Here is a 21952-nt window from a genome sequence, read left to right on the forward strand (position 1 = left end):
CGTGAGGTGGGTCAGCCCAGGTCGGGGGCGTGCATGGCGCGCACGCCCTCGATGTTGCCGTCGAGGTAGTGACGCAGGGACAGCGGGACGAGGTGCACCGCGGCGATGCCGACACGGCTGAACGGCACCCGGACGATCTCGTACTCGCCCTCCGGCTGGTCGATCTCGGGGCCGTGCCGCTGGCTGGGGTCCATGGATTCGAGGTGGCAGACGAAGAAGTGCTGCACCTTGACGCCGGTCACTCCCCCGTCGGCGATGTGCTCGATGGTGTCGACGAAGCAGGGCACGACATCGGTGATCTTCGCGCCGAGCTCCTCGTGGAGTTCTCGGTGGAGGGCGTCGACGACGGTCAGGTCCGTGGACTCGACGCCTCCGCCGGGAGTGAGCCAGTACGGGTCGACGCCGGGTTTGGTCCGCTTGATGAGGATCAGGTCGTCACCGTCGAGCAGGATCGCGCGGGCGGTGCGTTTGACCACTGGACGTTCGGTCATGGGAGAAGAGTGGCCCAGACTTCCGCTTCTGAAACGCATCCGGGTGAAACCCGCAGGTCGGGGAGAGGGGCGGTCCGAGCCCGGGCGGCGTGCCCGGACCGCCTACGGGCGGCCGGTCAGCTCTCCGCAGCCGCCAGGTCGAGTGCCCGCAGTACGTCCGCGACCAGGTCCTCGGTGTCCTCGGCCCCTGCGGAGAAGCGGATGAAGCCCTCCGGGACCGCGTCGCCGCCCCACCGCCGGCGGCGCTCCGCGGTGGACCGCACGCCTCCGAAACTGGTGGCGTCCTCGACGAGCCGCAGGGCGGCCATGAACCGTTCCGCGTGTGCGCGGTCGGCCAGGGTGAAGGAGACCACGGAGCCGAAGCCCCGCATCTGCCGTGCGGCCGTCTTGTGGGACGGGTCCGACGGCAGGCCCGGGTAGCGCAGCCCGGTGACGTCGCCGCGGTCGGCGAGGGCCTCGGCGACGGCGAGCGCGTTGGCCCACTGGCGCTGTGCGCGCAGCTGGATGGTGGACAGGGAGCGGTGGGCGAGCCAGGCCTCCATGGGGCCGGGGATCGCGCCGACCACCTTGCGCCAGCGGCGGATGCCCGCGGCGAGCTCGGCGTTGCGGCAGACGACGTAACCGAGCAGCAGGTCGCCGTGGCCGGTCAGCCCCTTGGTGCCGCTGGCCACCGAGAAGTCGGCTCCCAGTTCGAGGGGGCGCTGGCCGAGCGGGGTCGCGAGGGTGTTGTCGACGGCGACGAGGGTTCCGCCGGCGTGCGCCGCGTCCACGAGGCGCCGTACGTCGCAGACGTCGAGCCCCGGGTTGGACGGGGTTTCCAGCCACAGCAGCCGGGCCCCGTCGAGCACCGGGAGCTGGGCGTCCTCGCCGGTGGGGGCGGTCCGCACGTGGACCCCGTACGCCTCCAGCTGTTCCCGTACGAGGGGCAGGGCCTGGTAGCCGTCGTCGGGCAGGACGACGGTCTCGCCGGCGCGCGCCTGGGAGAGCAGGACGGCGGACACCGCGGCCATCCCGGAGGCGAAGACGACCGTGTCGGCCCCGTCCAGGCCGGGGGCCTCCAGCTCCCCGATGGCCCGCTCCAGCAGGGTCCAGGTGGGGTTGGTGTCGCGGCCGTAGGAGTAGGGGCCTTCGACGTCGCCGGGAAGGTGGAAGTGGGCGGCGAATACGGGGCCGGGCAGCGGAGGCTCGTTCTTGACGGGCTCGGGGAGACCGGCGCGGACGGCGACGGTGCCGTCGCCGAACCGCTCCGCCCTCGGCGGCACGGGGTCGGGGGCGCTCATGGGGTGTGCTCCTTGTCCTTCACGGCTTCGCTTACGGCGGCCAGCAGGCCGGGGCTCGCGGCCTCGACCAGCTGCAGGCACTCCTCGAATCCGTCGAGGGGGCCGTAGTAGGGGTCCGGTACGTCGGTCTGGGCGGCGGAGGCCGCCGGGTCGTAGGACCGCAGCAGCCGGACCTTGGCGGCGTCCTCGGGGGTGGGGGCGAGCGCCCTCAGGTCACGCAGGTGCCCGGCGTCTAGGGCGATGACGAGGTCGAGGCCGGCGAACCAGGAGGCCCGGAACTGCCGGGCCCGGTGGCCCGGCTCGTACCCGGCGGCCTCCAGGACGGCCTCGGTGCGCGGGTCGGCACCGTCCCCCTCGTGCCAGCCGCCGGTGCCGGCGCTGTCCACCTCGACCAGGCCCGAGAGCCCGGCGTCGGCCACGTGGGAGCGGAAGACCGACTCGGCCATGGGCGAGCGGCAGATGTTGCCGGTGCAGACGAAGCACACGCGGTACATGGGCGCCCGGCCTCAGTTCTTGTCGGGCAGGACCATGTTCAGGGCCCAGGAGACGATGGAGATGATCAGGGCGCCGACGACCGCCGACCAGAAGAAGTTGTCGACGTGGAAGCTGAGGTCGAACTGCTTGGCCAGCCACGAGGTCAGCAGCAGCATCGCCGCGTTCACCACGATGGTGAAGAGACCGAGGGTGAGGACGAACAGGGGCAGCGAGAGCAGCCTGACCACGGGCTTGACGATGAGGTTGACCAGGCCGAAGATCAGCGCGACCAGGATCAGGGACCACACGCGGTGGCCCATGCTGCTGCCGTCGTCCAGCGTGATGCCTGCGACGAGCCAGATGGCGACGCCCAGGGCTGCCGCGTTGGCGAGGGTCTTGACTACGAAATTCGTCATGTGTCTGATCGTTGCAGAGATGGTCCCGGTGGAACATCAGCTGAGCTGTGGATGCTCGCCGGACGAGAGAGCACAAGGGGTACGAAGAAGATGAAGGCCTTCCGGCTGGACGAGCTCGAGGCCGAGCGGGCCGCGAACGAGGGCGCCTACCTGCAGTTCCTGCGCGAGCGGAACATGTCGGTCGGGCTCTACGCGCTGGACGCCGGGCAGAGCGATCCCCAACAGCCCCACGGCCAGGACGAGGTGTACTTCGTCGTGAGCGGCCGGGCCTCGATCACCGTCGGGGAGGAGACGACGATGGTCGCCAACGGGAGCGTGGTCTACGTGCCGGCCGGGGTGCCGCACAAGTTCCACCACATCACCGAGAACCTGAAGGTGATGGTCGTCTTCTCTCCGCCGGAAGGGTGAACGGCCCCCCCGGACTGAGGTGAACCGAGCGGCACTGAGGGTCCGGAGCCCCGTCCCCCTAGGGGTCGGATCAGGGGACTACGAGGGCTCGCGGGCCCCCGCCGAGCGCACCGGCCTCCTAGCATCGAGAGCAGGAGTTCACCGCTGGACAGACTAGGAAGAGGTCGAGGACATGGAAGGCATCCGAGCGATATTCGAGGGCATGCCCTGGTGGGTCAAGTGGGTCGCCGTTCCGCTGCTGGTGCTGTTCGTCTTCGGTGGCGTGATCACCAGCATCATCGGCGCGCTGATCGGCTTCCTCTTCAAGGCGCTGCTCCTCGTGGCCCTCGTCGGAGGCCTGATCTTCGTCGTCAGGAAGTTCAAGGGCACCGAATCGAAGTCCTCCGCCGGAAAGTGGTAGAACTGGCGCAACCAGGGTCACAGCGGGATTAACCCAGCTGAGGGAACGTGAAGCCCTAAACCGCTCACAGCCCGGGAATCGGCGGATAGAGTGGCAATCTGTGCCGTTCCCTGGGCACCGAACGCCGGTACTGCCGCTCTGACCTGCGGTTATTTGGTACAGCCACCGAGCACGACCCCCAGGAGTCACGGCACGCGCGGGGGCGGCCCCCGCAGGGCGGGCCCCCAAGGCTCGCCGCCACGCCTGGGGGTGAGCTTTGCCTTCGGTTCACAATTCCGGTGTGCCGACTCTGATCGGTTCGGTGCAGCGGGCACTGAGGCTGCTCGAAGCGGTGGGTTCCCATAGTGAGGGAGCCCCGGCGAAACAACTGGCGCGCGAGGCCGGGCTCCCGCTTCCCACCGCGTACCACCTGCTGCGCACCCTGACGCACGAGGGCTATCTGCGACGGGAGTGCGGAGTCTTCGTCCTGGGGGACGCCGCGGGTCGACTGGCCGATGGCGGACTTCAGCAGAAACGTCGCAGCATGATCCTCGACTCCCTCGCGCACTTCCGCGACGTGGTCGGGGCCCCCGTCTACTTCGCCGTCTACCGCGAGGGTGAAATCGAGGTCGTGGGCGTCTCGGACACCCCGGCGAACCCTGCCTGCGAAGAGTGGGCCGATTTCCGCGAGACCGGCCATGCGCACGCCATCGGGCAGTGCCTGCTCGGCCAGCTCGACGAGAAGACGCGCAGGGACTACTACGACCGTCATCCGGTCGAGGCCATCACCGCCCACACCGTGCGGGACCTCCATGCTCTGGAGCAGCGGATCGTCTCCATGGAGCGGATGCAGCCGGTGACCGAGCGTCAGGAGTACGCCCTGGGCACGGTGTGCGCGGCCATCCCCATCACGGCCGGAGACACTGCCGCGACCATGGCGATTTCTCTTCCTCTGCACCAGGAAGGCCGATTGCTCTATGCGCTCGATCGACTACGGAGTGAAGTAGGCGCGCTGTTGAGCACCCTCTCGTTCTCTATCAGTATCTGAAAACTCACTCCTTGTGATCTGCAAGCGCTTCCACCACTCTTGTCAAGAGGGCCTTGGGGGATCATTCCTGGCCACTTCCACTACAGCGGGGTAGGCAATGCGCGAGTCGGTACAGGCAGAGGTCATGATGAGCTTCCTCGTTTCCGAGGAGCTCTCGTTCCGGATCCCGGTGGAACTCCGGTACGACGCTCGTGACCCCTACGCAGTCCGCCTGACCTTCCACCTTCCCGGAGACGCGCCCGTGACCTGGGCGTTCGGCCGGGAGCTCCTCCTCGACGGCATCAACAAGCCGTGCGGTGAGGGCGACGTCCACATCGCCCCGACCGATCCGGAGGAACTGTCCGACGTCCACATCCGGCTGCAAGTGGGCGCAGACCGGGCTCTCTTCCGTGCGAGCGCAGCGCCCCTCGTGGCGTTCCTCGACCGTACCGACCGGATCGTTCCGCTCGGCCAGGAGCGCAACCTCGGGGACTTCGATGAGAACCTCGACGAGGCGCTCGACAAGATCCTCGCGGAGTCGCAGCAGAACGAGCAGAACGCGGGCTGACGCGGGCTGACGCGAGCCTGCGCCAACTGACCCGCCGCGCCCGCCGGCCCGCCTTTCAGCGCTTGCGTCGACGGCCCCGGCCGCCGCGGAGCGGCCCCGAAGCCGCTGTGGCCGCCGGGGAGTCCGCGCGGTCCGCGGACACCACCAGAGCGGCCAGGGCCGTCGTCACGGGTACCGAGGCGACCAGTCCGATCGAGCCCACGAGGGTCCGTACGATCTCTTCCGCGACCAGCTCGCTGTTGGCCACCGACCCCATGCTGCTGTTCGCGATCGAGAACAGCAGGAGCAGCGGCAACGCCGCGCCCGCGTACGCCAGTACCAGCGTGTTGACCACCGAGGCGATGTGGTCCCGGCCGATCCGGATGCCTGCCCGGTAGAGCCCGCGCGGGCCCATCGACGGGTCGGCCTGGTGGAGTTCCCAGACCGCCGAAGTCTGAGTGACGGTCACGTCGTCGAGTACGCCGAGCGATCCGATGATGACGCCCGCAAGCAGCAAACCGCTCATGTCGATGTTCGGGTAGAGCCCGTGGATCAGCCCGGTGTTGTCGTCCGTGTTGCCGCTGAGGAACGCCCAGTCGATGAACAGCGAGCCCAGAACGCCGATCAGCAGCAGCGAGATGATGGTGCCGAGGACCGCGACCGAGGTGCGGGCCGTCAGGCCGTGGCACATGTAGAGCGCGATGAGCATGATCGCGCTGGCTCCGACCACGGCCACGACCAGCGGATTCGACCCCTGCAGGATCGCCGGGAGGATGAAGAGGGTCAGCACCGCGAAGCTGACGACGAGGGCGATGAGCGCGAAAAGCCCGCGCATCCGCCCGACGAGGACCACCGAGAGGGCGAAGATGCCGGCGAGCAGGGCCATCGGCAGCTTGCGGTTCACGTCGATCACTGCGTACTGGAGGTCCAGGGGCGCGTCCGGGGCGTAGGCGACCACCACGCCCTGGCCGTCCGCCAACTGGCGTGGTGCGCCCGGCTGGACGATCTCGACGAACTCACGGCCCTTGTCGGGCCCGCTGCCGACCCTGATCGTGGCCTTCTTGCACTCGCCGTTCTGCGCGGCCAGGGCCTCGCGCCCCTCGGGCGTGGAGGTGTCGCCGGTGGGCGGCACCTGCGCGGCGTTCACGGATTTGCAGTCGACGGTCTGCAGCGCGACGACCGTGCCCTGCTGGGTCTGCCGGTCGAAGCCGACCCCGGTGCGCTCGTGGCCCGGCGCGCCGCCGGGCCAGAGCACCACCATGCCGATCACGACGGCTGCGGCGAAGGGGATCAGCACGGCCGCGATCACCTTGCGCAGGTGCTTCGAGACGGGGGCCGCCGGGCCGTGGCTGTGCGCATGGCCGTGGGAGTGTCCGGCAGAGGGGGCGGGCGAGTGACCGGGTTCCGCGTGCGCGTGGCCTGCGTGACCAGCGGGATCCGTGGGCTCGATGGGGGGCTGCGGCGAGGACGTCACTGGCTGATCATCGCAACAGATGAGGGGGCCCACTGTTCAGCACGCCACACATGACGCTAGCGTGGGGGCTACTTTGCACAACGCGGGAGCTCGGAGCACCGGGCTGAGAGGGCGCTGATCACCGTTCGCATTCGAATATGCGTACGGGAGGAGGCTGCGTCGACCGCCGAACCTGTTACCGGGTAATGCCGGCGTAGGGAGATTAGGTCTCATGACCATTCAGGACGCACGCACGCCTGCCGTCAGCCAGGACGCCGACGGCCAGACCGAGCGCCAGCCGGGCTGGCACAAGGGCTACGTGGCGGGCTCCCGCCCCGACATCCGGGTGCCGGTCCGTCAGGTCCACCTCACCAACGGCAAGGACGTGACGCTCTACGACACGTCCGGTCCGTACACCGACCCGCAGATCGAGACCGACGTGCGCCGGGGCCTGCCGCCGCTGCGCGAGAACTGGATCATCAGCCGCGGCGACACCGAGGAGTACGCGGGCCGCCCCGTGCGCCCCGAGGACGACGGCATCAAGCACACCTCGCCCCGCGGTGGCCTCAAGAACCTCGACGCGGTCTTCCCGGGCCGTCCGCGCCAGCCCCGCCGCGGCCGCGGCGGCGCCGCGGTCACGCAGCTCGCGTACGCCCGCCGCGGTGAGATCACCCCGGAGATGGAGTACGTCGCGATCCGCGAGAACGTCTCCCCCGAGGTCGTCCGGGAGGAGATCGCCGCAGGTCGCGCGGTCATGCCCGTCAACGTGAACCACCCCGAGATCGAGCCGATGATCATCGGCAAGCGGTTCCTGGTGAAGGTCAACGCCAACATCGGCAACTCCGCGGTCACCTCCTCGATCGAGGAGGAGGTGGACAAGATGACCTGGGCGACCAAGTGGGGCGCCGACACGGTCATGGACCTCTCGACCGGCCGCAACATCCACACCACCCGCGAGTGGGTGCTGCGCAACTCTCCCGTGCCGATCGGCACCGTGCCGCTGTACCAGGCGCTGGAGAAGGTCGACGGCCGCGCCGAGGACCTGACCTGGGAGATCTACAAGGACACGGTCATCGAGCAGGCCGAGCAGGGCGTCGACTACATGACGGTCCACGCCGGCGTGCTGCTGTCGTACGTGCCGCTGACCGCGCGCCGCAAGACCGGCATCGTCTCGCGCGGCGGCTCGATCATGGCCGCGTGGTGCCTGGCGCACCACAAGGAGAACTTCCTCTACACGAACTTCGAGGAGCTCTGCGAGATCCTCGCGACGTACGACGTCACGTACTCGCTGGGTGACGGCCTGCGCCCCGGCTCCATCGCGGACGCCAACGACGCGGCGCAGTTCGCTGAGCTCAAGACGCTGGGCGAGCTCAACACGATCGCCAAGCGGTACAACGTGCAGACGATGATCGAGGGCCCCGGGCACGTCCCGATGCACAAGATCAAGGAGAACATCGACCTCCAGCAGGAGATCTGCGAGGAGGCGCCGTTCTACACGCTCGGCCCGCTGACCACGGACGTCGCGCCCGCGTACGACCACATCACCTCGGGCATCGGCGCCGCGATGATCGCCTGGTGGGGCACCGCGATGCTCTGCTACGTCACGCCCAAGGAGCACCTGGGCCTGCCGAACCGCGACGACGTGAAGACCGGCGTCATCACGTACAAGATCGCGGCCCACGCGGCGGACCTCGCCAAGGGCCACCCGGGCGCCCAGGAATGGGACGACGCCCTGTCGGACGCACGGTTCGAGTTCCGCTGGGAGGACCAGTTCAACCTGGCCCTCGACCCGGACACGGCCCGTGAGTTCCACGACGAGACCCTCCCGGCCGAGCCGGCCAAGACCGCGCACTTCTGCTCCATGTGCGGTCCGAAGTTCTGCTCGATGAAGATCTCCCAGGACATCCGCCGCCAGCACGGCGGTGACCTGGGCGCCGAGGAGATCGAGGCGGGCATGGCGGAGAAGTCCGCCGAGTTCGCCGCCGCGGGCAACCGCGTGTACCTGCCGCTGGCGGACTGACCTCCCGCCACCGGCACAGACGGACGGCCCGCGACACCGAGGGGGGAGTCGCGGGCCGCCGTGGGGATCCGACGAGGGGGGAGGGCGGACGGTCAGGCGAAGGCCCGGGAGGTCACGCCCAGGCCCACGCCCAGCTTGCGCCGTGCGAACTCGAGGTTCGCGAGGACCCGGTCCTGCTGGTCGTCGGGCAGCTTGCCGCCCTGGAGCAGCAGTTCGCAGCAGTCCGAGGACTCCTGGTACTCCCCGGTCCAGTAGGCCGCCACGGCGAGTTCGTCGAGCGCACGCCAGTCGTGCCAGGCGAACTCGACGAAGAGGATGTCGTCCGGGGGCGGCACCCGCACGGCCTGCCGGGCGAACAAGTAGGCCAGGGGCCAACGGCTTTCGAGGCGGCAGAGCCGGGCCAGGTCGCCCAGGGCCTCGGCGCGCGAGGGCCGGCTCTCGTGTGCCCGCAGGTAGCGGTCCGTCACCTCGGCCGAGGGCCTCTGGAGGGTGACCGCGAGCCGTGCGGCGTAGAGCTGCGCGCAGTAGGTCTCCTCGGCCCAGCCGCCCATGGCGACCCGGTGGTCGTAGGCCTCGAGGGACTTCTCCGGCTCTCCCGCGTCGCGCCAGCTCTGGGCCAGGTAGAACGCGTAACGGGAGTTCTCGGGCTCCTTCGCGAGGCCTTCGGTGAGGACCTCCGCGTCCCGCAGGTACTTCGCCCGCTGGCCCTCTTCCCGGAGACGGCCCCCACCGCCGACGGACAGGATGTTGAAGCCCTCGATCACCTCGCGGCCGTACTCGGTGCCGCAGTCGATGTACTCGTGGAGCACGCCCACGTACCGCCAGGGCAGCCGGGTGGAGACCAGCGCCGGCCGCCAGTGGACGATCGGACCGTCGTGCAGTGCCACCTGGTACGCGTCGAGGGCCAGGTCCGGCATGCGGAACCCGGGCCGGATCTGCATCTCGTCGTCGCCGTCGATGAACAGCAGGTAGTCCGCGCTGGAGCGCGCGAGTTCGATCGCCTCGGTGCGGCTGCCGTCGAAGCCCTTCCACGGCCGGTCGTGGAGCGTGCCGGGCAGATCGGCGAAGCAGTCGCGGATGACGTCCTGGGTGCCGTCGGTGGAACCGGTGTCCACGATCACCCAGGTGTCGATCAGAGGGCGCACCGACTCCAGGCACTTCCGGATCGTCGGAGCCTCGTTCTTGACGATCATGTTCAGACAGATGGTCGGCCTCACCGCAGCACCCTCTCGTCGGACGGATCGCGGGCGACGTTAGGGAGTACGGGTGCAGATGGGGCGGCGGCACGCCGGTGGCGCTACCGGCCGGTGCGCGGTGGCGGAGCCGTTCGGAGGCGTCTGATAAGCCGTTCTACTGATAAACGCTCCGGTCATCTCAAGATCTGGGCAGCTCCGTCCGTAAGTCCCAAGGACGTTCGAACTCGCAGCCGGGGCGCCGACTTCTCCGGCTCGCATTCCGTTCCGAAGGAGCGCTGCAGATGAGTCGTGAGCACCAGACCAAGCTCCGCCTTGGTCCTGTCCCCCGCAATCGCGCCTGGATCGCGGGAGGTGCCCTGGCCTCGCTTTCCCTCGTACTCGTGGGCATGGCCGGCCCGGTCGTCGCGGCAGACGGGCCGGCGGTGGCGGCCGTGAGACCCACGACCCCGTCGGGCGGCGGCGGAGGCGAGGACTGCGAGCCGCACGACGGACCGCCACGGGACTGGAAGCGGGACGGCGGAAACGGCGACGAGCTCGGCGACTGGGGCGACGACGAGGGCCGCGACCACCACCACGGGTGCCCGCCGGCCGGTGCGACGGGGCCTACGGGACCGACGGGACCGACGGGACCGACGGGTTCGGCAGGTCCGGCAGGTCCGACCGGCGCGACGGGCGCCAGCGGCGCGACGGGCGCCACCGGTGCCGATGGAGCGACGGGGGTAACGGGGGCCGACGGCGCCACGGGCGCCACTGGTGCCGACGGCGCCACGGGTGCGACGGGCGCCACTGGTGCTGATGGTGCGACGGGCACGACGGGCGCTGATGGTGCGACGGGTGCGACCGGTGCTGACGGAGCGACGGGTGCCACGGGTGCTGATGGCGCGACCGGTGCCACGGGCGAGACGGGCCCGACGGGCCCGACCGGACCGACGGGTGCTGATGGCGCGACGGGTGCCACGGGTGCCGATGGTGCGACCGGTGCCACAGGCACGACGGGTGCGACCGGTGCCACGGGTGCCACGGGTGCCACGGGTGCCACGGGTGCGACCGGTGTCACGGGCGCGACGGGTGCCACGGGCGCGACGGGTGCCACGGGCGCGACGGGCGCGACGGGCGCGACGGGCGCGACGGGTGCGGCCGGTGCCACGGGTACCACGGGCGCGACGGGTGCGACCGGGGTCACGGGGCCCACCGGGCCGTGTTCCGACATCGACGCCTACACCCCCTCGAACACCGAGGACTTCCAAGCCGCGCTCACCGGCGGGAGGACCTACGTGGGCAAGGCCTCATCGGTGGGTGGGGCGATCGTCTGGCAGGACCTCACCAACACGGTCGCGACCATGACCGATCCCGCGAACCCCAACTACCCGGCCAACGTCTGCGCCGTCGCGATCGAGGCCCGGGGCAACGACGCGTACGTCAAGGTGCTGACGGCGGCGGGGACCGTGTGGCAGACGCACGGTGACATCCAGGGCAACACCTTCGTCTGGGACGAAGGCTGGCTCCAGCAGACGACGCCCACGCCGGCCGTGCTCCTCAGAGCCCCGTTCAAGGGCGAGTTCACGGCGCACGGTACTCCGAACCAGGTCCCGCCGGCGCTCAAGGCCAACCCCGCCCACCCGGCCAAGCCCCGCAAGTGAGCCGGCCCGTCTGACCTGACGCAGTAACTCCACGCAGTACGGACGCGGCCGGCCCGGCCCGCCCCCGGACGTCGGTCCGGGAGGCGGTCCGGGCCGCTGACGTTCAGGCACGTGAGCTCCGAGCGTTGTACACCCCCTAAGAGGGGCTTGCGTTGAAGCGCGCTCCAACTTCTACAGTGCGGCGCATGAGCATGCGATACCGAATTCTGGGTGGGACCGGCATCGAGGTCAGCACGCACTGCCTCGGCACGATGATGTTCGGCGCGGTCGGCAATCCGGATCACGAGGAGTGCGCACGGATCCTCCACGCCGCGCTCGATCACGGGATCAACTTCGTGGACACCGCGGACATGTACTCGGCCGGGGAGTCCGAGACGATCGTGGGCAAGGCACTCAAGGGCCGCCGGGACGACGTCGTGCTCGCGACCAAGGTGCACTTCCAGATGGGCGAGGGCCGCAACCGCAGCGGGAACTCCCGGCGCTGGATCGTGCGTGCCGTCGAGGACAGCCTGCGCCGACTGGATACGGACTGGATCGACCTCTACCAGGTGCACCGGCCGGATCAGGGCACGGACATCGAGGAGACCCTGTCCGTCCTCGGCGATCTGGTCCGGGCCGGCAAGATACGGGCCTTCGGCTGCTCCACCTTCCCGGCCGAGGAGATCGTCGAGGCGCACCACGTCGCCGAACGGCGGGCCCTGCCGAGGTTCCGGACCGAGCAGCCGCCGTACTCGATCCTCGCGCGCGGGATCGAGACAAGCGTGCTGCCGGTGGCCCGGAGGTACGGGATGGGCGTCCTGACCTGGAGCCCGCTCGCGTCGGGGTTCCTGAGCGGGAAGTACCGGCTCGGCAGCGCCGTCGACATGACCTCGGGGCGTGCGGCGCTGACTCCGGCCCGCTTCGACCCCGCGATTCCGGGCAACGTCGCGAAGCTGGAGGCCGTGGAGCAGCTGGTGGAGCTCGCCGACTCCATCGGCTGCACGTTGCCCGAGCTGGCGGTGGCCTTCCCGTTGGCGCATCCCGCGGTCACCTCGGTGATCACCGGGCCGCGGACCATGGAGCAGCTGGAAGCCCTGGTGAAGGGGGCCGGACTGGTCCTCGACGATGCGACCCTCGACCGGATCGACGAGATCGTGGAGCCGGGCCGGAACCTGTACCAGCCGGACGGGGCGTGGCGCCCGCCGGCGCTCGCTGATGTCGCTCAGCGCAGGCGGGTGCTGGGAGACCGGTCTGCCGGCTAGACGGGCGGGCTCTCCGATGTTTCACGTGAAACAGGAACGGATGTTTCACGTGAAACACGGGACGCCGCGAAGCCAGGGCGAGTACGCGAACCTCTGGGCGGACCCGTGTGGCTCCGCGGCGGGCCGCCAAGTGGCGGTGTGGGCTCCGCCGTTCCGCTGACCGATGGGCGCGCCGGTCCGGTTCGCGATGCCGGGGTCCCCAGGATGGCCCGCGGAGCCCGGTCGCATCTCCGGACTTCGCAGTTCCATTCGATCCGGTGTGTGCGAGGAGCGGTACATGAGTTCTGAGAACAAGACCCGTACCTACCTGGGGCCGCTGCCCCGTCGGGCCGGCTGGCTGACGGGAGGCACGCTCGCCACGGTGGCGCTGGTACTGGGCGGCCTGGCGTCCCCGGCGGTCGCGCTGGCCGAGGCGTCGGGGGGTCCGGACCACTGCAAGTCCCAGCGCCACAGAGCGAGCGCGCCGGCGGCGGCTCACGGAGACGACTGCAAGGTGGGCCCGCGCGGACCCAAGGGACCCAAGGGCCCCAAGGGAGACAGGGGCGCGACAGGTCCCACCGGCCCCCGAGGGGCGACCGGAGCCACGGGCCCGACCGGGCCGCGCGGCTACCCGGGTGCCACCGGCGCGACGGGCGCTACGGGTGCGACCGGTGCCACGGGTGCGACCGGGCCGCGCGGTTACACCGGCGCCACGGGCGCCACCGGCGCGACGGGTGCCACCGGCGCGACGGGCGCCACGGGTGCGACGGGCGCCACGGGTGCGACGGGCGCCACGGGTGCGACGGGCGCCACCGGTGCGACGGGCGCCACGGGTGCGACCGGTGCCACGGGTGGAACCGGTCCGTGCAGCGACATCGACAGCTACTCGCCCTCGAACACCGAGGACTTCCACGCGGCCCTCACGGGCGGGGTGGCGTACGCGGGCCGGGCGTCCACGCCGGGCGGCGTGCCGGTCTGGCAGAACATCAGCGACCCCGACGACAACCCGGGCTTCCCCGTTGGGCTGGCCTGCGGTATCTCCATCGCCGCCCAGGGCAATGACGCGTTTATCAAGGTGCTGACCACGACCGGCCAGGTGTTCCAGACACACGGCGACGTGAACGGCCAGAACTTCGTCTGGGACGAGGCCTGGACCCAGCTCCTGCCTGCTCCGAACCCGGCGCTCGGCCTCCGAAGCAAGGGCGTCGAGTGGAAGGGCGACCTGGCCCACTCCGGCTCGCCGAACGGTCTGTAGCCCTCACTCCGGCTCGGTCTCCGGGCCGCCGAAGTCCGGACTGGTGAAGTCCGGGGACGAGTAACCGGGACGGGGCCCCTCGGCCGGGGCCCCGGGACTGGTGAAATCGGGCCGGGTGTATCCCAGGTTGGGGATGCGCCCGGCTCCCGGCTTTCTGGCGGAGGGGAAGCCGGCCCCCGCGCTGGGATCGGCCAGCGCGTCCCGGAGGAACGGCACGATGCCCCGCTCCAGCAGGGCGTTGCGCCAGGCCTCCCGGGCCCGCGCCACCTCGTCGGGCACCGCCTCGGTCTCGTCCGCCGCCACCTCGGTGGAACTGTTGCGGACGGCCGTCACGAGCAGCCCGATCGCGGCGGAGAGCAGGGCGGCCGCGGTGAGCCCGCCGAAGAGCCAACCAGCCGTCAGCATCGTGTCGGCGAAGGCTGGTTCGGGTTCGATCATCTTCAGGATGTAGCCCACCAGCAGGAAGATCAGCATGGCGGTGCCGGCCAGGACCGGCGCGAGGACCGCGACCACGGCGCTGACGCCCGCGCCGCCGCCCTGCCCGTCGCCCTCCTCCCCCGTCGTCCCGGGGGTGGACAGTATCTCGTCCTGACGCTCTTTGCGGATCTTCACGTAGTGGTCGTACTCGGCTGCGGCCGCGGCCGTCAGCAGCCCGGTGGCCCCGATGGCCATGGTGCGCAGCTGTTCGGCGTTCAGCCGTTCGCCCAGGGCGGCGAGCTCGGGCCGGTCGTTCGCCGTGCGCAGCGCCTCGTCGAGGAGCCGATCGAACTCCGGTCGGTCTTCGGTGAGCAGGTGCGGAGCGCTGGTCATGTGCATCCCCCGATGCTCCGTGGGGACCGGTATGTCCGTGTTGAACGGGGCGCCGGCACAAACGGAGGAGAGCCTGCTACGGATAGAGCGATGGTAGAGCGCCCACGCCGTACGTCGACAGGGGCTTTCCGGAAATACCCAGCTCCGGGAAGCCTCAGTCGTTCAGCGGGAGTTGCACGACGAGTAGTTTGCCCGCCATCGTCACGCCACCGTCCATCGCGATGGCCAGGCCTTCCGCGTAGACGTGCGGGCCGACGACGGCCTCGGGGCCGTGTGCACCGTCACCGTCCTCGGTGCCCACTTCGCCCAGCAGGTAGGGGATGGGGCTGTGGCCGTGTACGACCCGGCTGCCGCCGTAGGTGCCGATGAGCTCGCGTACGGCCTGGGGGCCGGTGTCCTCGTCGCGGAAGGCGAATCGCTTGGTGAACTTGCGGAACAGGTCCCAGGTGATGTCGGCGTCGTTGCGGTTGAGCAGCTCGTGGATGGTGTCGTTGACGTCCTCGACCGAGTCGCCGTAGTCGAGGTAGGCGGTGGTGTCCGAGTGCAGGAGCAGGTGGTCGTCCACCAGGACCGCCGCGTCCAGCCGGGACATCCACTGGAGGTGGACGTCCTGCAGGCGGTCCATGTCGGTGCGCTGGCCGCCGTTGAGGAGCCAGGCGGCCTGGAAGGTGGCGGTGCCCGCGCCGGAGACGACGGGGGTGTCCCCGAACCGCTTGGCGCCGATGAGCAGCAGCTCGTGGTTGCCCATGAGGGCCTTGCAGTAGCCGCCCGCGGCGGCTGCTTCGGCGGAGAGCCGCATGACGAGGTCGATGACCCCGATGCCGTCGGGTCCGCGGTCGGTGAAGTCGCCGAGGAACCAGAGCCGGGCGTTGCCGGCGGACCAGTTGTGGTCGGCGTCGATGAGTCCCTGGAACTGCAGTTCGGCGACGAGTTCGTCGATGTAGCCGTGGACGTCGCCGACGACGTAGAGCGGGCCGGGGCCCTCGCCGGGGGTCTCCTGGGGGACGTACTGGATCTGAACGGTGTCGCCGGGCCCGCCGAGTGCGCCGCGCCCGATGACGGGGAGGTCGCGCTGCGTCGGGGTGTACCCGTCGGGGTCGCTCTCCTCGGAGGCGTGGACCGTCTGGTGGCCGGCGGGCTCTCCGTACGCGCCGGCGGCGCCGTACGGGGCTTCGTGGCCGTACCCGTGCTGCGCGGGGACGGGAGCGGGGCCCGCGTCGTAGTACGCGGGGTACTCGCCGTAGACGGGTGCGTCCGTGCCGTACCCCGTGGAGCCGACGGATCCGGCTGCTGTGGCTCCCGGGTGAACGGGATGCGGGGCGGGTGCGGCGACCGGCAACCGGAAGTCCCGCTCGGTGTCCGTCCGCACCGCGGGTCCCTGACCGGCCCCCTGAGTCATCGACCCCTCCACCACCCTCGCGCTGCCGTACACCTGCGGACCGTTCCGCCTCGGGGGCGGTGGGTCCGTGATGTCGTGCGCCCATCATAGGAATGCAGCTCGCGCTCTGTGACGCACCAGGGGTGGTGAATCCTGGCCGGAGCTGATCCTTCCTGCCGGTTTCTCCCGATATGACCGTTGCTGAAATCCCGGGCGGGGCCGGCGGCCCCGCCGTTGGGCCGGCGTGGTGGTCAGTCCTGCGCCGGGGAGCGGGGCGGGCTGACGGTCGTACGGGGTTGCCTGCGCTGGGACGAGGTGCGGATGATCAGCTCGGTCGGGATGACCTGTTCGACGGGTCCGCCCGTGTCGACGCCCTCGATGGCGTCGATGAGCAGTTGGACGACGGCGGTGCCGATGCGGCGCGGTTTGAGGGACAGGGTGGTGATGGGCGGCTCGGTGTTGGCGTACACGGTGGATTCGCTGCAGCACACGAGCAGCAGATCCTCGGGAACGCGCAGGCCGTAGCGCCGGGCGGCGGCGAGCAGGTCGGTGCCGTTGGGGTCGAACAGGCCGTAGACGGCGTCGGGCCGGTCGGGCCGGGCGAGCAGCCGGTCGGCGGCGACGGCGCCGGCGCACGGATCGTGGGCGGGGTAGGACTCGTAGACGGGATCTTGGCCCACGCGCTCGCACCAGCGGAGGTAGGCCGTGGTGGAGAGCCGGGTGTAGGTGTCGGTGGTGGTGCCGGTCAGGAGCCCGATGCGGCGGGCTCCGGCGGCGGCGAGGTGGTCGAGGAGGCCCAGGACGGCGGCCTCGTGGTCGTTGTCGACCCAGGCGGTGACGGGGAGTGAGCCGGCCGGGCGTCCGTCGGAGACGACGGGCAGACCCTGGCGGACCAGTTCGGTGACGACGGGATCGTGGTCGGAGGGGTCGATGACGACGGTGCCGTCGAGGGCCACGTTGGACCAGACGTCGTGCCGGGAGGTGGCGGGGAGGATGACGAGGGCGTAGCCGCGGGCGAGCGCGGCGGAGGTGGCGGCCCTGGCCATCTCCGCGAAGTACGCGAATTCGGTGAAGGTGAAAGGTTCATCCCCGTACGTCGTCACGGTCAGGCCGATGAGGCCCGACTTGCCGGTACGGAGGGTGCGGGCCGCCGCGGAAGGGCGGTAGCCCAGCCGGTCTGCGACCTCGCGCACGTGGCGACGGGTGGCGTCCGGCAGCCGTCCCTTCCCGTTGAGGGCGTCGGAGACGGTCGTGATCGAGACGCCCGCCGCAGCGGCCACGTCCCTGATGCCGGCCCGGCCTTGTCGGCCGGCGGCCCGCCGGGTGGTCTCGGTCCGGCTCACCTGATGCTTCCCTGCTGCTGTCATGGCGAGCCGATAGTAGGGCTCGGTGGGCAGCGCGGCCCGGATGCATATGCACGCGTTGACAGGCACGTTTCTGCATGGTTCGCCACCCCCAATGACCTTGGAAATGAAGGCGCTTGGTTGTTCGGGGTGTCTGGTGTCCTTGTCGACGGGACCGTGCATGCCAAAACGGCGCACCTTCGGGCTCTGCTCAACTCACCTGTACGAGGGACGCGCGCCACGGCGCAGGCCACCGGCGCACGCATATATGCGTGCGCTCTCCCGCATTCCAGGCGCCCGCCGTTCTCGGATCGGCGGAATCCTCATAAGGTGAGGAGTATTGAGGCGACGGCGACGTCGTACGGGATGGTCGAGGAGGACCTGCGGTGAGCGAGAAGAGCCCGAAGCTGCGCGCCGAGCTGGACGGCATTCCCACCTACAAGCCCGGGAAGCCCGCGGCTGCGGGCGGTCCGGTCGCGTTCAAGCTGTCCTCGAACGAGAACCCGTACCCGCCCCTGCCCGGGGTCCTGGAGAGCGCGGTCGCGGCGGCCGGCCACTTCAACCGGTACCCGGACCTGGCGTGCACCGGCCTGGTGAACGAGCTCGCCGAGCGCTTCGGGATCCCGGCCGATCACATCGCCACCGGCACCGGCTCGGTCGGTGTCGCCCAGTCGCTGATCCAGGCGACGGCGGGACCCGGCGACGAGGTCATCTACGCCTGGCGGTCTTTCGAGGCTTATCCGATCATCGTTCAGATCTCGGGTGCGACGTCGGTCAAGGTCCCGCTGGCCGAGGGCGACGTGCACGACCTGGACGCGATGTTCGAGGCGATCACCGAGCGGACCCGCCTGATCTTCGTCTGCAACCCCAACAACCCCACCGGCACCGCCGTGCGCCGTGCCGAGCTGGAGCGGTTCCTGGACCGGGTGCCCTCCGACATCCTCGTCGTGATCGACGAGGCGTACAAGGAGTTCGTCCGCGACGTCGAGGTCCCGGACGGCATCGAGCTCTACCGCAGCCGCCCCAACGTCGCCGTGCTGCGTACGTTCTCCAAGGCGTACGGGCTCGCCGGTCTGCGCGTCGGCTTTGCGGTCGCGCACGAGCCGGTGGCCGCGGCGCTGCGCAAGACCGCAGTGCCCTTCGGTGTCAGCCAGCTCGCCCAGGACGCGGCGGTCGCCTCGCTGCGGGCCGAGGACGAGCTGATGGGCCGGGTCGGGTCGCTGGTGGCCGAGCGCGCCCGGGTCTACGGGGCGCTGCTGGCCCAGGGCTGGACCGTGGTGCCCGAGACGCAGGCCAACTTCGTGTGGATGCGGCTCGGGGAGCGCACCTCCGACTTCGCGGCGGCCTGCGAGAAGGCCGGCGTGGTGGTCCGGCCCTTCGCGGGCGAGGGCCTGCGGGTCACGATCGGCGAGCCCGAGGCGAACGACCTCTTCCTGCACACGGCGGAGGCCTTCTTCAAGGAGATGTGAGCGCTCCCGAAGGAGGGGTAGTGCTCCGGAACTGGTGTCAGGCCAGTTCCACGCGGATGGGGTCGCCGTCGCGGACGGTGGCCAGCAGGCGGGGGTCGCCGTCGAACGAGCCGAGGACGTTGCACGGGCTCGCCAGGCGGCTCTCGCCCCCGCGGGAGATCGGGGTGGGGCCGTAGGGCAGCGCGAGCGCGTCGCCCTCGGTCCAGAACGCGACCGTGCCGGGCTCGACGACCTGCTGGGCGTCGTGCTCCAGTGCCACGGAGACGCCGGTGTCGAAGTAGACCTCCTCGCCCCAGGTGTTGGCGGCGGCGGAAATGGGGAGCGCGTCGGCGAGCGCCTTGGCGGTCGGGGTTTCGTCAAGCGTTGCGGTGAGCTGGCCCGCGGGCCAGAGGAATCGAATCTTCATGGGTCGCATTCAACAATCTGTTGAATTTATTCGCTAGGGGGGACCCCCCTGAAGGATGCCGACAGCAGTACGACATAATGCTTGTGAATGTGAACGCGTTCACAAGCGTGTCCTGCTTCCTCCCGGATTGAGTGGGATGCAAGCGGCAAACTGCGGCTGTGACCACGGCGAAACGAAGGAGACGACGACGTGGACCTAGCTTTGGCGCCAGAGACCTTGGCGCGATGGCAGTTCGGCATTACCACCGTCTATCACTTCCTCTTCGTTCCCTTGACGATCTCTCTGGCCGCGCTCGTCGCGATCTTGCAGACCGCCTGGGTGCGCTCGGAAAAGGAGAAGTACCTCAGGGCCACCAAGTTCTGGGGCAAGCTCTTCCTGATCAACATCGCCATGGGTGTCGTCACCGGCATCGTCCAGGAGTTCCAGTTCGGCATGAACTGGTCCGACTACTCGCGGTTCGTCGGTGACATCTTCGGGGCCCCGCTGGCCTTCGAGGCGCTCATCGCCTTCTTCTTCGAGTCCACCTTCATCGGCCTGTGGATCTTCGGCTGGGACAAGCTGCCGAAGAAGATCCACCTGGCCTGCATCTGGATGGTCTCGATCGGCACCATCCTGTCCGCGTACTTCATCCTCGCGGCCAACTCCTGGATGCAGCACCCCGTCGGCTACCGGATGAACCCCGAGCGCGGCCGGGCCGAGCTCACGGACTTCTGGCTGGTGCTCACGCAGAACACCGCGCTGACCCAGTTCTTCCACACCATGACGGCGGCCTTCCTGGTCGGCGGCGCGTTCATGGTCGGCATCTCGGCCTTCCACCTGGCCCGCAAGAGGCACATCCCCGTCATGCGGACCTCGCTGCGACTCGGCCTGGTCGTCATGATCATCGCCGGTCTGGGGACCGCCATCAGCGGTGACCTCCTCGGCAAGGTGATGTTCAAGCAGCAGCCGATGAAGATGGCCGCCGCCGAGGCGCTCTGGGACGGCGAGGCGCCGGCGCCCTTCTCCGTCTTCGCCTACGGAGACGTGGAGAAGGGGCACAACAAGGTCGCCATCGAGATCCCCGGCCTGCTCTCCTTCCTGGCCAACGACGACTTCACCTCCTTCGTCCCGGGCATCAACGACGTCAACAAGGCCGAGCAGGAGAAGTTCGGGCCCGGCGACTACCGGCCCAACATCCCGGTCGCCTACTGGGGCTTCCGGTGGATGATCGGCTTCGGCATGGCGTCGCTCGGCGTGGGCGTGCTGGGGCTCTGGCTGACCCGCAGGAAGTTCCTGCTGCCGCCGGGGCTGCGCACGGGCGAGGAAGAGGTCCCGCACCTGGTCCTCTTCAAGAAGGCGCTGAGCCCCAAGTTCACCAACTGGTACTGGATCATCGCGCTCTGGACCATGGGCTTCCCGCTGATCGCCAACTCCTGGGGCTGGATCTTCACCGAGATGGGCCGCCAGCCCTGGGTGGTCTACGGGGTCCTGCGCACCAGGGACGCGGTCTCGCCGAACGTCTCCCAGGGTGAGGTGCTCACCTCGATGATCGGCTTCACGCTGCTCTACGCCGTGCTCGCCGTGATCGAGGTCAAGCTCCTCGTGAAGTACGTCAAGGCCGGCCCGCCCGAGCTCACCGAGGCCGACCTCAACCCGCCGACCAAGATCGGCGGGGACGACAAGAACCCCGACCGGCCGATGGCCTTCTCGTACTGAGGCTGAGGAGACCACACCATGCAACTCCACGACGTCTGGTTCGTACTCATCGCCGTTCTGTGGATCGGCTACTTCTTCCTCGAGGGCTTCGACTTCGGAGTCGGCGTCCTGACCAAGCTGCTGGCCCGCAACCGCACCGAGAAGCGGGTCCTGATCAACACGATCGGACCCGTCTGGGACGGCAACGAGGTCTGGCTGCTCACAGCCGGCGGCGCGACCTTCGCCGCCTTCCCCGAGTGGTACGCCACCCTCTTCTCCGGCTTCTACCTGCCGCTCCTGCTCATCCTGATCTGCCTGATCATCCGCGGGGTCGCCTTCGAGTACCGGCACAAGCGGCCCGAGGACAGGTGGCAGACCAACTGGGAACACGCGATCTTCTGGACCTCGCTGATCCCCGCGTTCCTGTGGGGCGTGGCCTTCGCCAACATCGTGCGCGGAGTGAAGATCGACCAGGACATGGAGTACGTCGGCAACTTCTTCGACCTGCTCAACGTGTACTCGATCCTCGGCGGCCTGGTCACCCTGACCCTGTTCACCTTCCACGGCGCGGTGTTCACCTCGCTCAAGACGGTCGGTGACATCCGGGACCGCTCGCGCAAGCTGGCCACCCGGCTCGGGGTGGTGACCGCCGTGCTGGCGCTCGCCTTCCTGATCTGGACCCAGGTCTCGCGCGGTGACGGCTGGAGCCTGATCGCCATGATCGTGGCCGTACTGGCCCTGGTCGGCGCCCTCGGCTTCAACCTCGCGGGCCGCGAGGGCTGGTCCTTCGGCCTGTCGGGGGTCACCATCGCGGCGGCCGTCGCGATGCTCTTCCTGACGCTCTTCCCGAACGTCATGCCGTCCTCGCTCAACGACGCCTGGAACCTCACGGTCACCAACGCCTCGTCCAGCGCGTACACCCTCAAGATCATGACCTGGTGCGCGGCGGTGGCGACCCCGGTCGTCCTGCTCTACCAGGCGTGGACGTACTGGGTGTTCCGCAAGCGCATCGGCACGCAGCACATCGTCGACGTGCACTGAGCCGCTCCGCCGACTCGCCAGCTCC

General features: G+C 69.7%; 21 protein-coding genes. 11 read left to right on the forward strand and 10 right to left on the reverse strand.

The annotated features are described in order from the left end of the window. Window positions 1–11 precede the first annotated feature (11 nt). The 4 genes from ACZ60J_RS29545 to ACZ60J_RS29560 form a co-directional block, all read right to left on the reverse strand. Window positions 12–491: an NUDIX domain-containing protein gene (locus ACZ60J_RS29545; RefSeq protein ID WP_469686491.1), complete on the reverse strand. Its 480-nt coding sequence runs from the start codon at window positions 489–491 to the stop codon at window positions 12–14. Between the two features lie 116 nt (window positions 492–607). After that, complete coding sequence (locus tag ACZ60J_RS29550; protein WP_469686493.1) at window positions 608–1771, reverse strand: cystathionine gamma-lyase; 1164 nt, start codon at window positions 1769–1771, stop codon at window positions 608–610. Further along, window positions 1768–2265, reverse strand: a complete 498-nt coding sequence (locus ACZ60J_RS29555; RefSeq protein ID WP_469686495.1) for a low molecular weight protein-tyrosine-phosphatase — start codon at window positions 2263–2265, stop codon at window positions 1768–1770. The genes ACZ60J_RS29550 and ACZ60J_RS29555 overlap by 4 nt, the downstream gene beginning before the upstream one ends. A 12-nt stretch (window positions 2266–2277) precedes the next feature. After that, complete coding sequence (locus ACZ60J_RS29560; protein ID WP_469686497.1) at window positions 2278–2661, reverse strand: phage holin family protein; 384 nt, start codon at window positions 2659–2661, stop codon at window positions 2278–2280. A 90-nt stretch (window positions 2662–2751) separates the two neighbouring features. On the opposite strand from ACZ60J_RS29560, the gene ACZ60J_RS29565 reads away from it, so the two are divergent. From ACZ60J_RS29565 to ACZ60J_RS29580, 4 genes are all read left to right on the forward strand, one after another. Then, on the forward strand, window positions 2752–3069 hold the full coding sequence (locus ACZ60J_RS29565; RefSeq protein ID WP_328299709.1) for a cupin domain-containing protein: 318 nt from the start codon (window positions 2752–2754) through the stop codon (window positions 3067–3069). A gap of 172 nt (window positions 3070–3241) precedes the next feature. Continuing rightward, complete coding sequence (locus ACZ60J_RS29570) at window positions 3242–3469, forward strand: DUF5326 family protein (protein WP_469686499.1); 228 nt, start codon at window positions 3242–3244, stop codon at window positions 3467–3469. Between the two features lie 289 nt (window positions 3470–3758). After that, window positions 3759–4496 carry an IclR family transcriptional regulator gene (locus ACZ60J_RS29575; protein WP_469686767.1) on the forward strand — a complete coding sequence of 246 codons (738 nt, stop codon included), beginning with the start codon at window positions 3759–3761 and terminating at the stop codon, window positions 4494–4496. Window positions 4497–4593: 97 nt separating this feature from the next. Then, the gene (locus ACZ60J_RS29580; RefSeq protein WP_469686501.1) at window positions 4594–5043 is read left to right on the forward strand and encodes an SsgA family sporulation/cell division regulator; all 450 of its coding nucleotides are present in this window, start codon (window positions 4594–4596) and stop codon (window positions 5041–5043) included. Between the two features lie 55 nt (window positions 5044–5098). Here ACZ60J_RS29580 and ACZ60J_RS29585 read toward each other — a convergent pair whose 3' ends face one another. Then, a complete protein-coding gene (locus tag ACZ60J_RS29585; RefSeq protein ID WP_469686503.1) occupies window positions 5099–6496 on the reverse strand; it encodes a YibE/F family protein in 1398 nt (465 codons plus the stop codon). 211 nt (window positions 6497–6707) lie between these two features. On the opposite strand from ACZ60J_RS29585, the gene thiC reads away from it, so the two are divergent. Next, window positions 6708–8495: a phosphomethylpyrimidine synthase ThiC gene (thiC, locus tag ACZ60J_RS29590; protein WP_469686504.1), complete on the forward strand. Its 1788-nt coding sequence runs from the start codon at window positions 6708–6710 to the stop codon at window positions 8493–8495. Window positions 8496–8587: 92 nt separating this feature from the next. On the opposite strand, the gene ACZ60J_RS29595 is transcribed toward thiC, so the two are convergent. Continuing rightward, window positions 8588–9712, reverse strand: coding sequence for a tetratricopeptide repeat-containing glycosyltransferase (locus tag ACZ60J_RS29595; protein WP_469686506.1), 1125 nt, complete (start codon window positions 9710–9712; stop codon window positions 8588–8590). 1253 nt (window positions 9713–10965) lie between these two features. Between ACZ60J_RS29595 and ACZ60J_RS29600 the strand changes: the two genes are divergently transcribed. The 3 genes from ACZ60J_RS29600 to ACZ60J_RS29610 all read left to right on the forward strand — a co-directional run bounded on the left by ACZ60J_RS29600 (window position 10966) and on the right by ACZ60J_RS29610 (window position 13806). Next, on the forward strand, window positions 10966–11331 hold the full coding sequence (locus ACZ60J_RS29600; protein ID WP_469686508.1) for a hypothetical protein: 366 nt from the start codon (window positions 10966–10968) through the stop codon (window positions 11329–11331). Window positions 11332–11522: 191 nt separating this feature from the next. Then, complete coding sequence (locus tag ACZ60J_RS29605) at window positions 11523–12572, forward strand: aldo/keto reductase (RefSeq protein ID WP_469686768.1); 1050 nt, start codon at window positions 11523–11525, stop codon at window positions 12570–12572. 277 nt (window positions 12573–12849) lie between these two features. Continuing rightward, window positions 12850–13806, forward strand: coding sequence for a hypothetical protein (locus ACZ60J_RS29610; RefSeq protein WP_469686510.1), 957 nt, complete (start codon window positions 12850–12852; stop codon window positions 13804–13806). A gap of 3 nt (window positions 13807–13809) precedes the next feature. On the opposite strand, the gene ACZ60J_RS29615 is transcribed toward ACZ60J_RS29610, so the two are convergent. From ACZ60J_RS29615 to ACZ60J_RS29625, 3 genes are all read right to left on the reverse strand, one after another. Beyond that, the gene (locus tag ACZ60J_RS29615; protein ID WP_469686511.1) at window positions 13810–14622 is read right to left on the reverse strand and encodes a hypothetical protein; all 813 of its coding nucleotides are present in this window, start codon (window positions 14620–14622) and stop codon (window positions 13810–13812) included. A gap of 148 nt (window positions 14623–14770) precedes the next feature. Continuing rightward, window positions 14771–16030, reverse strand: a complete 1260-nt coding sequence (locus tag ACZ60J_RS29620; protein WP_469686769.1) for a metallophosphoesterase — start codon at window positions 16028–16030, stop codon at window positions 14771–14773. Between the two features lie 215 nt (window positions 16031–16245). Then, entirely contained in the window at window positions 16246–17361 is a 1116-nt protein-coding gene (locus ACZ60J_RS29625) for a LacI family DNA-binding transcriptional regulator (RefSeq protein ID WP_214954921.1), read from the reverse strand. 362 nt (window positions 17362–17723) lie between these two features. Between ACZ60J_RS29625 and hisC the strand changes: the two genes are divergently transcribed. Continuing rightward, the gene (hisC, locus tag ACZ60J_RS29630; protein ID WP_469686513.1) at window positions 17724–18806 is read left to right on the forward strand and encodes a histidinol-phosphate transaminase; all 1083 of its coding nucleotides are present in this window, start codon (window positions 17724–17726) and stop codon (window positions 18804–18806) included. A 37-nt stretch (window positions 18807–18843) separates the two neighbouring features. Here the strand turns inward: hisC and ACZ60J_RS29635 are convergent, their stop codons facing one another. After that, on the reverse strand, window positions 18844–19212 hold the full coding sequence (locus tag ACZ60J_RS29635; RefSeq protein WP_469686515.1) for a cyclophilin-like fold protein: 369 nt from the start codon (window positions 19210–19212) through the stop codon (window positions 18844–18846). 189 nt (window positions 19213–19401) lie between these two features. Here ACZ60J_RS29635 and ACZ60J_RS29640 point away from each other — a divergent pair, with 189 nt between their 5' ends. Beyond that, window positions 19402–20907, forward strand: coding sequence for a cytochrome ubiquinol oxidase subunit I (locus tag ACZ60J_RS29640; protein WP_469686517.1), 1506 nt, complete (start codon window positions 19402–19404; stop codon window positions 20905–20907). 18 nt (window positions 20908–20925) lie between these two features. Continuing rightward, entirely contained in the window at window positions 20926–21927 is a 1002-nt protein-coding gene (gene cydB / locus ACZ60J_RS29645; RefSeq protein ID WP_469686519.1) for a cytochrome d ubiquinol oxidase subunit II, read from the forward strand. Window positions 21928–21952: the final 25 nt, after the last annotated feature.

This window comes from Streptomyces sp. NPDC104226 (genome assembly GCF_055584085.1).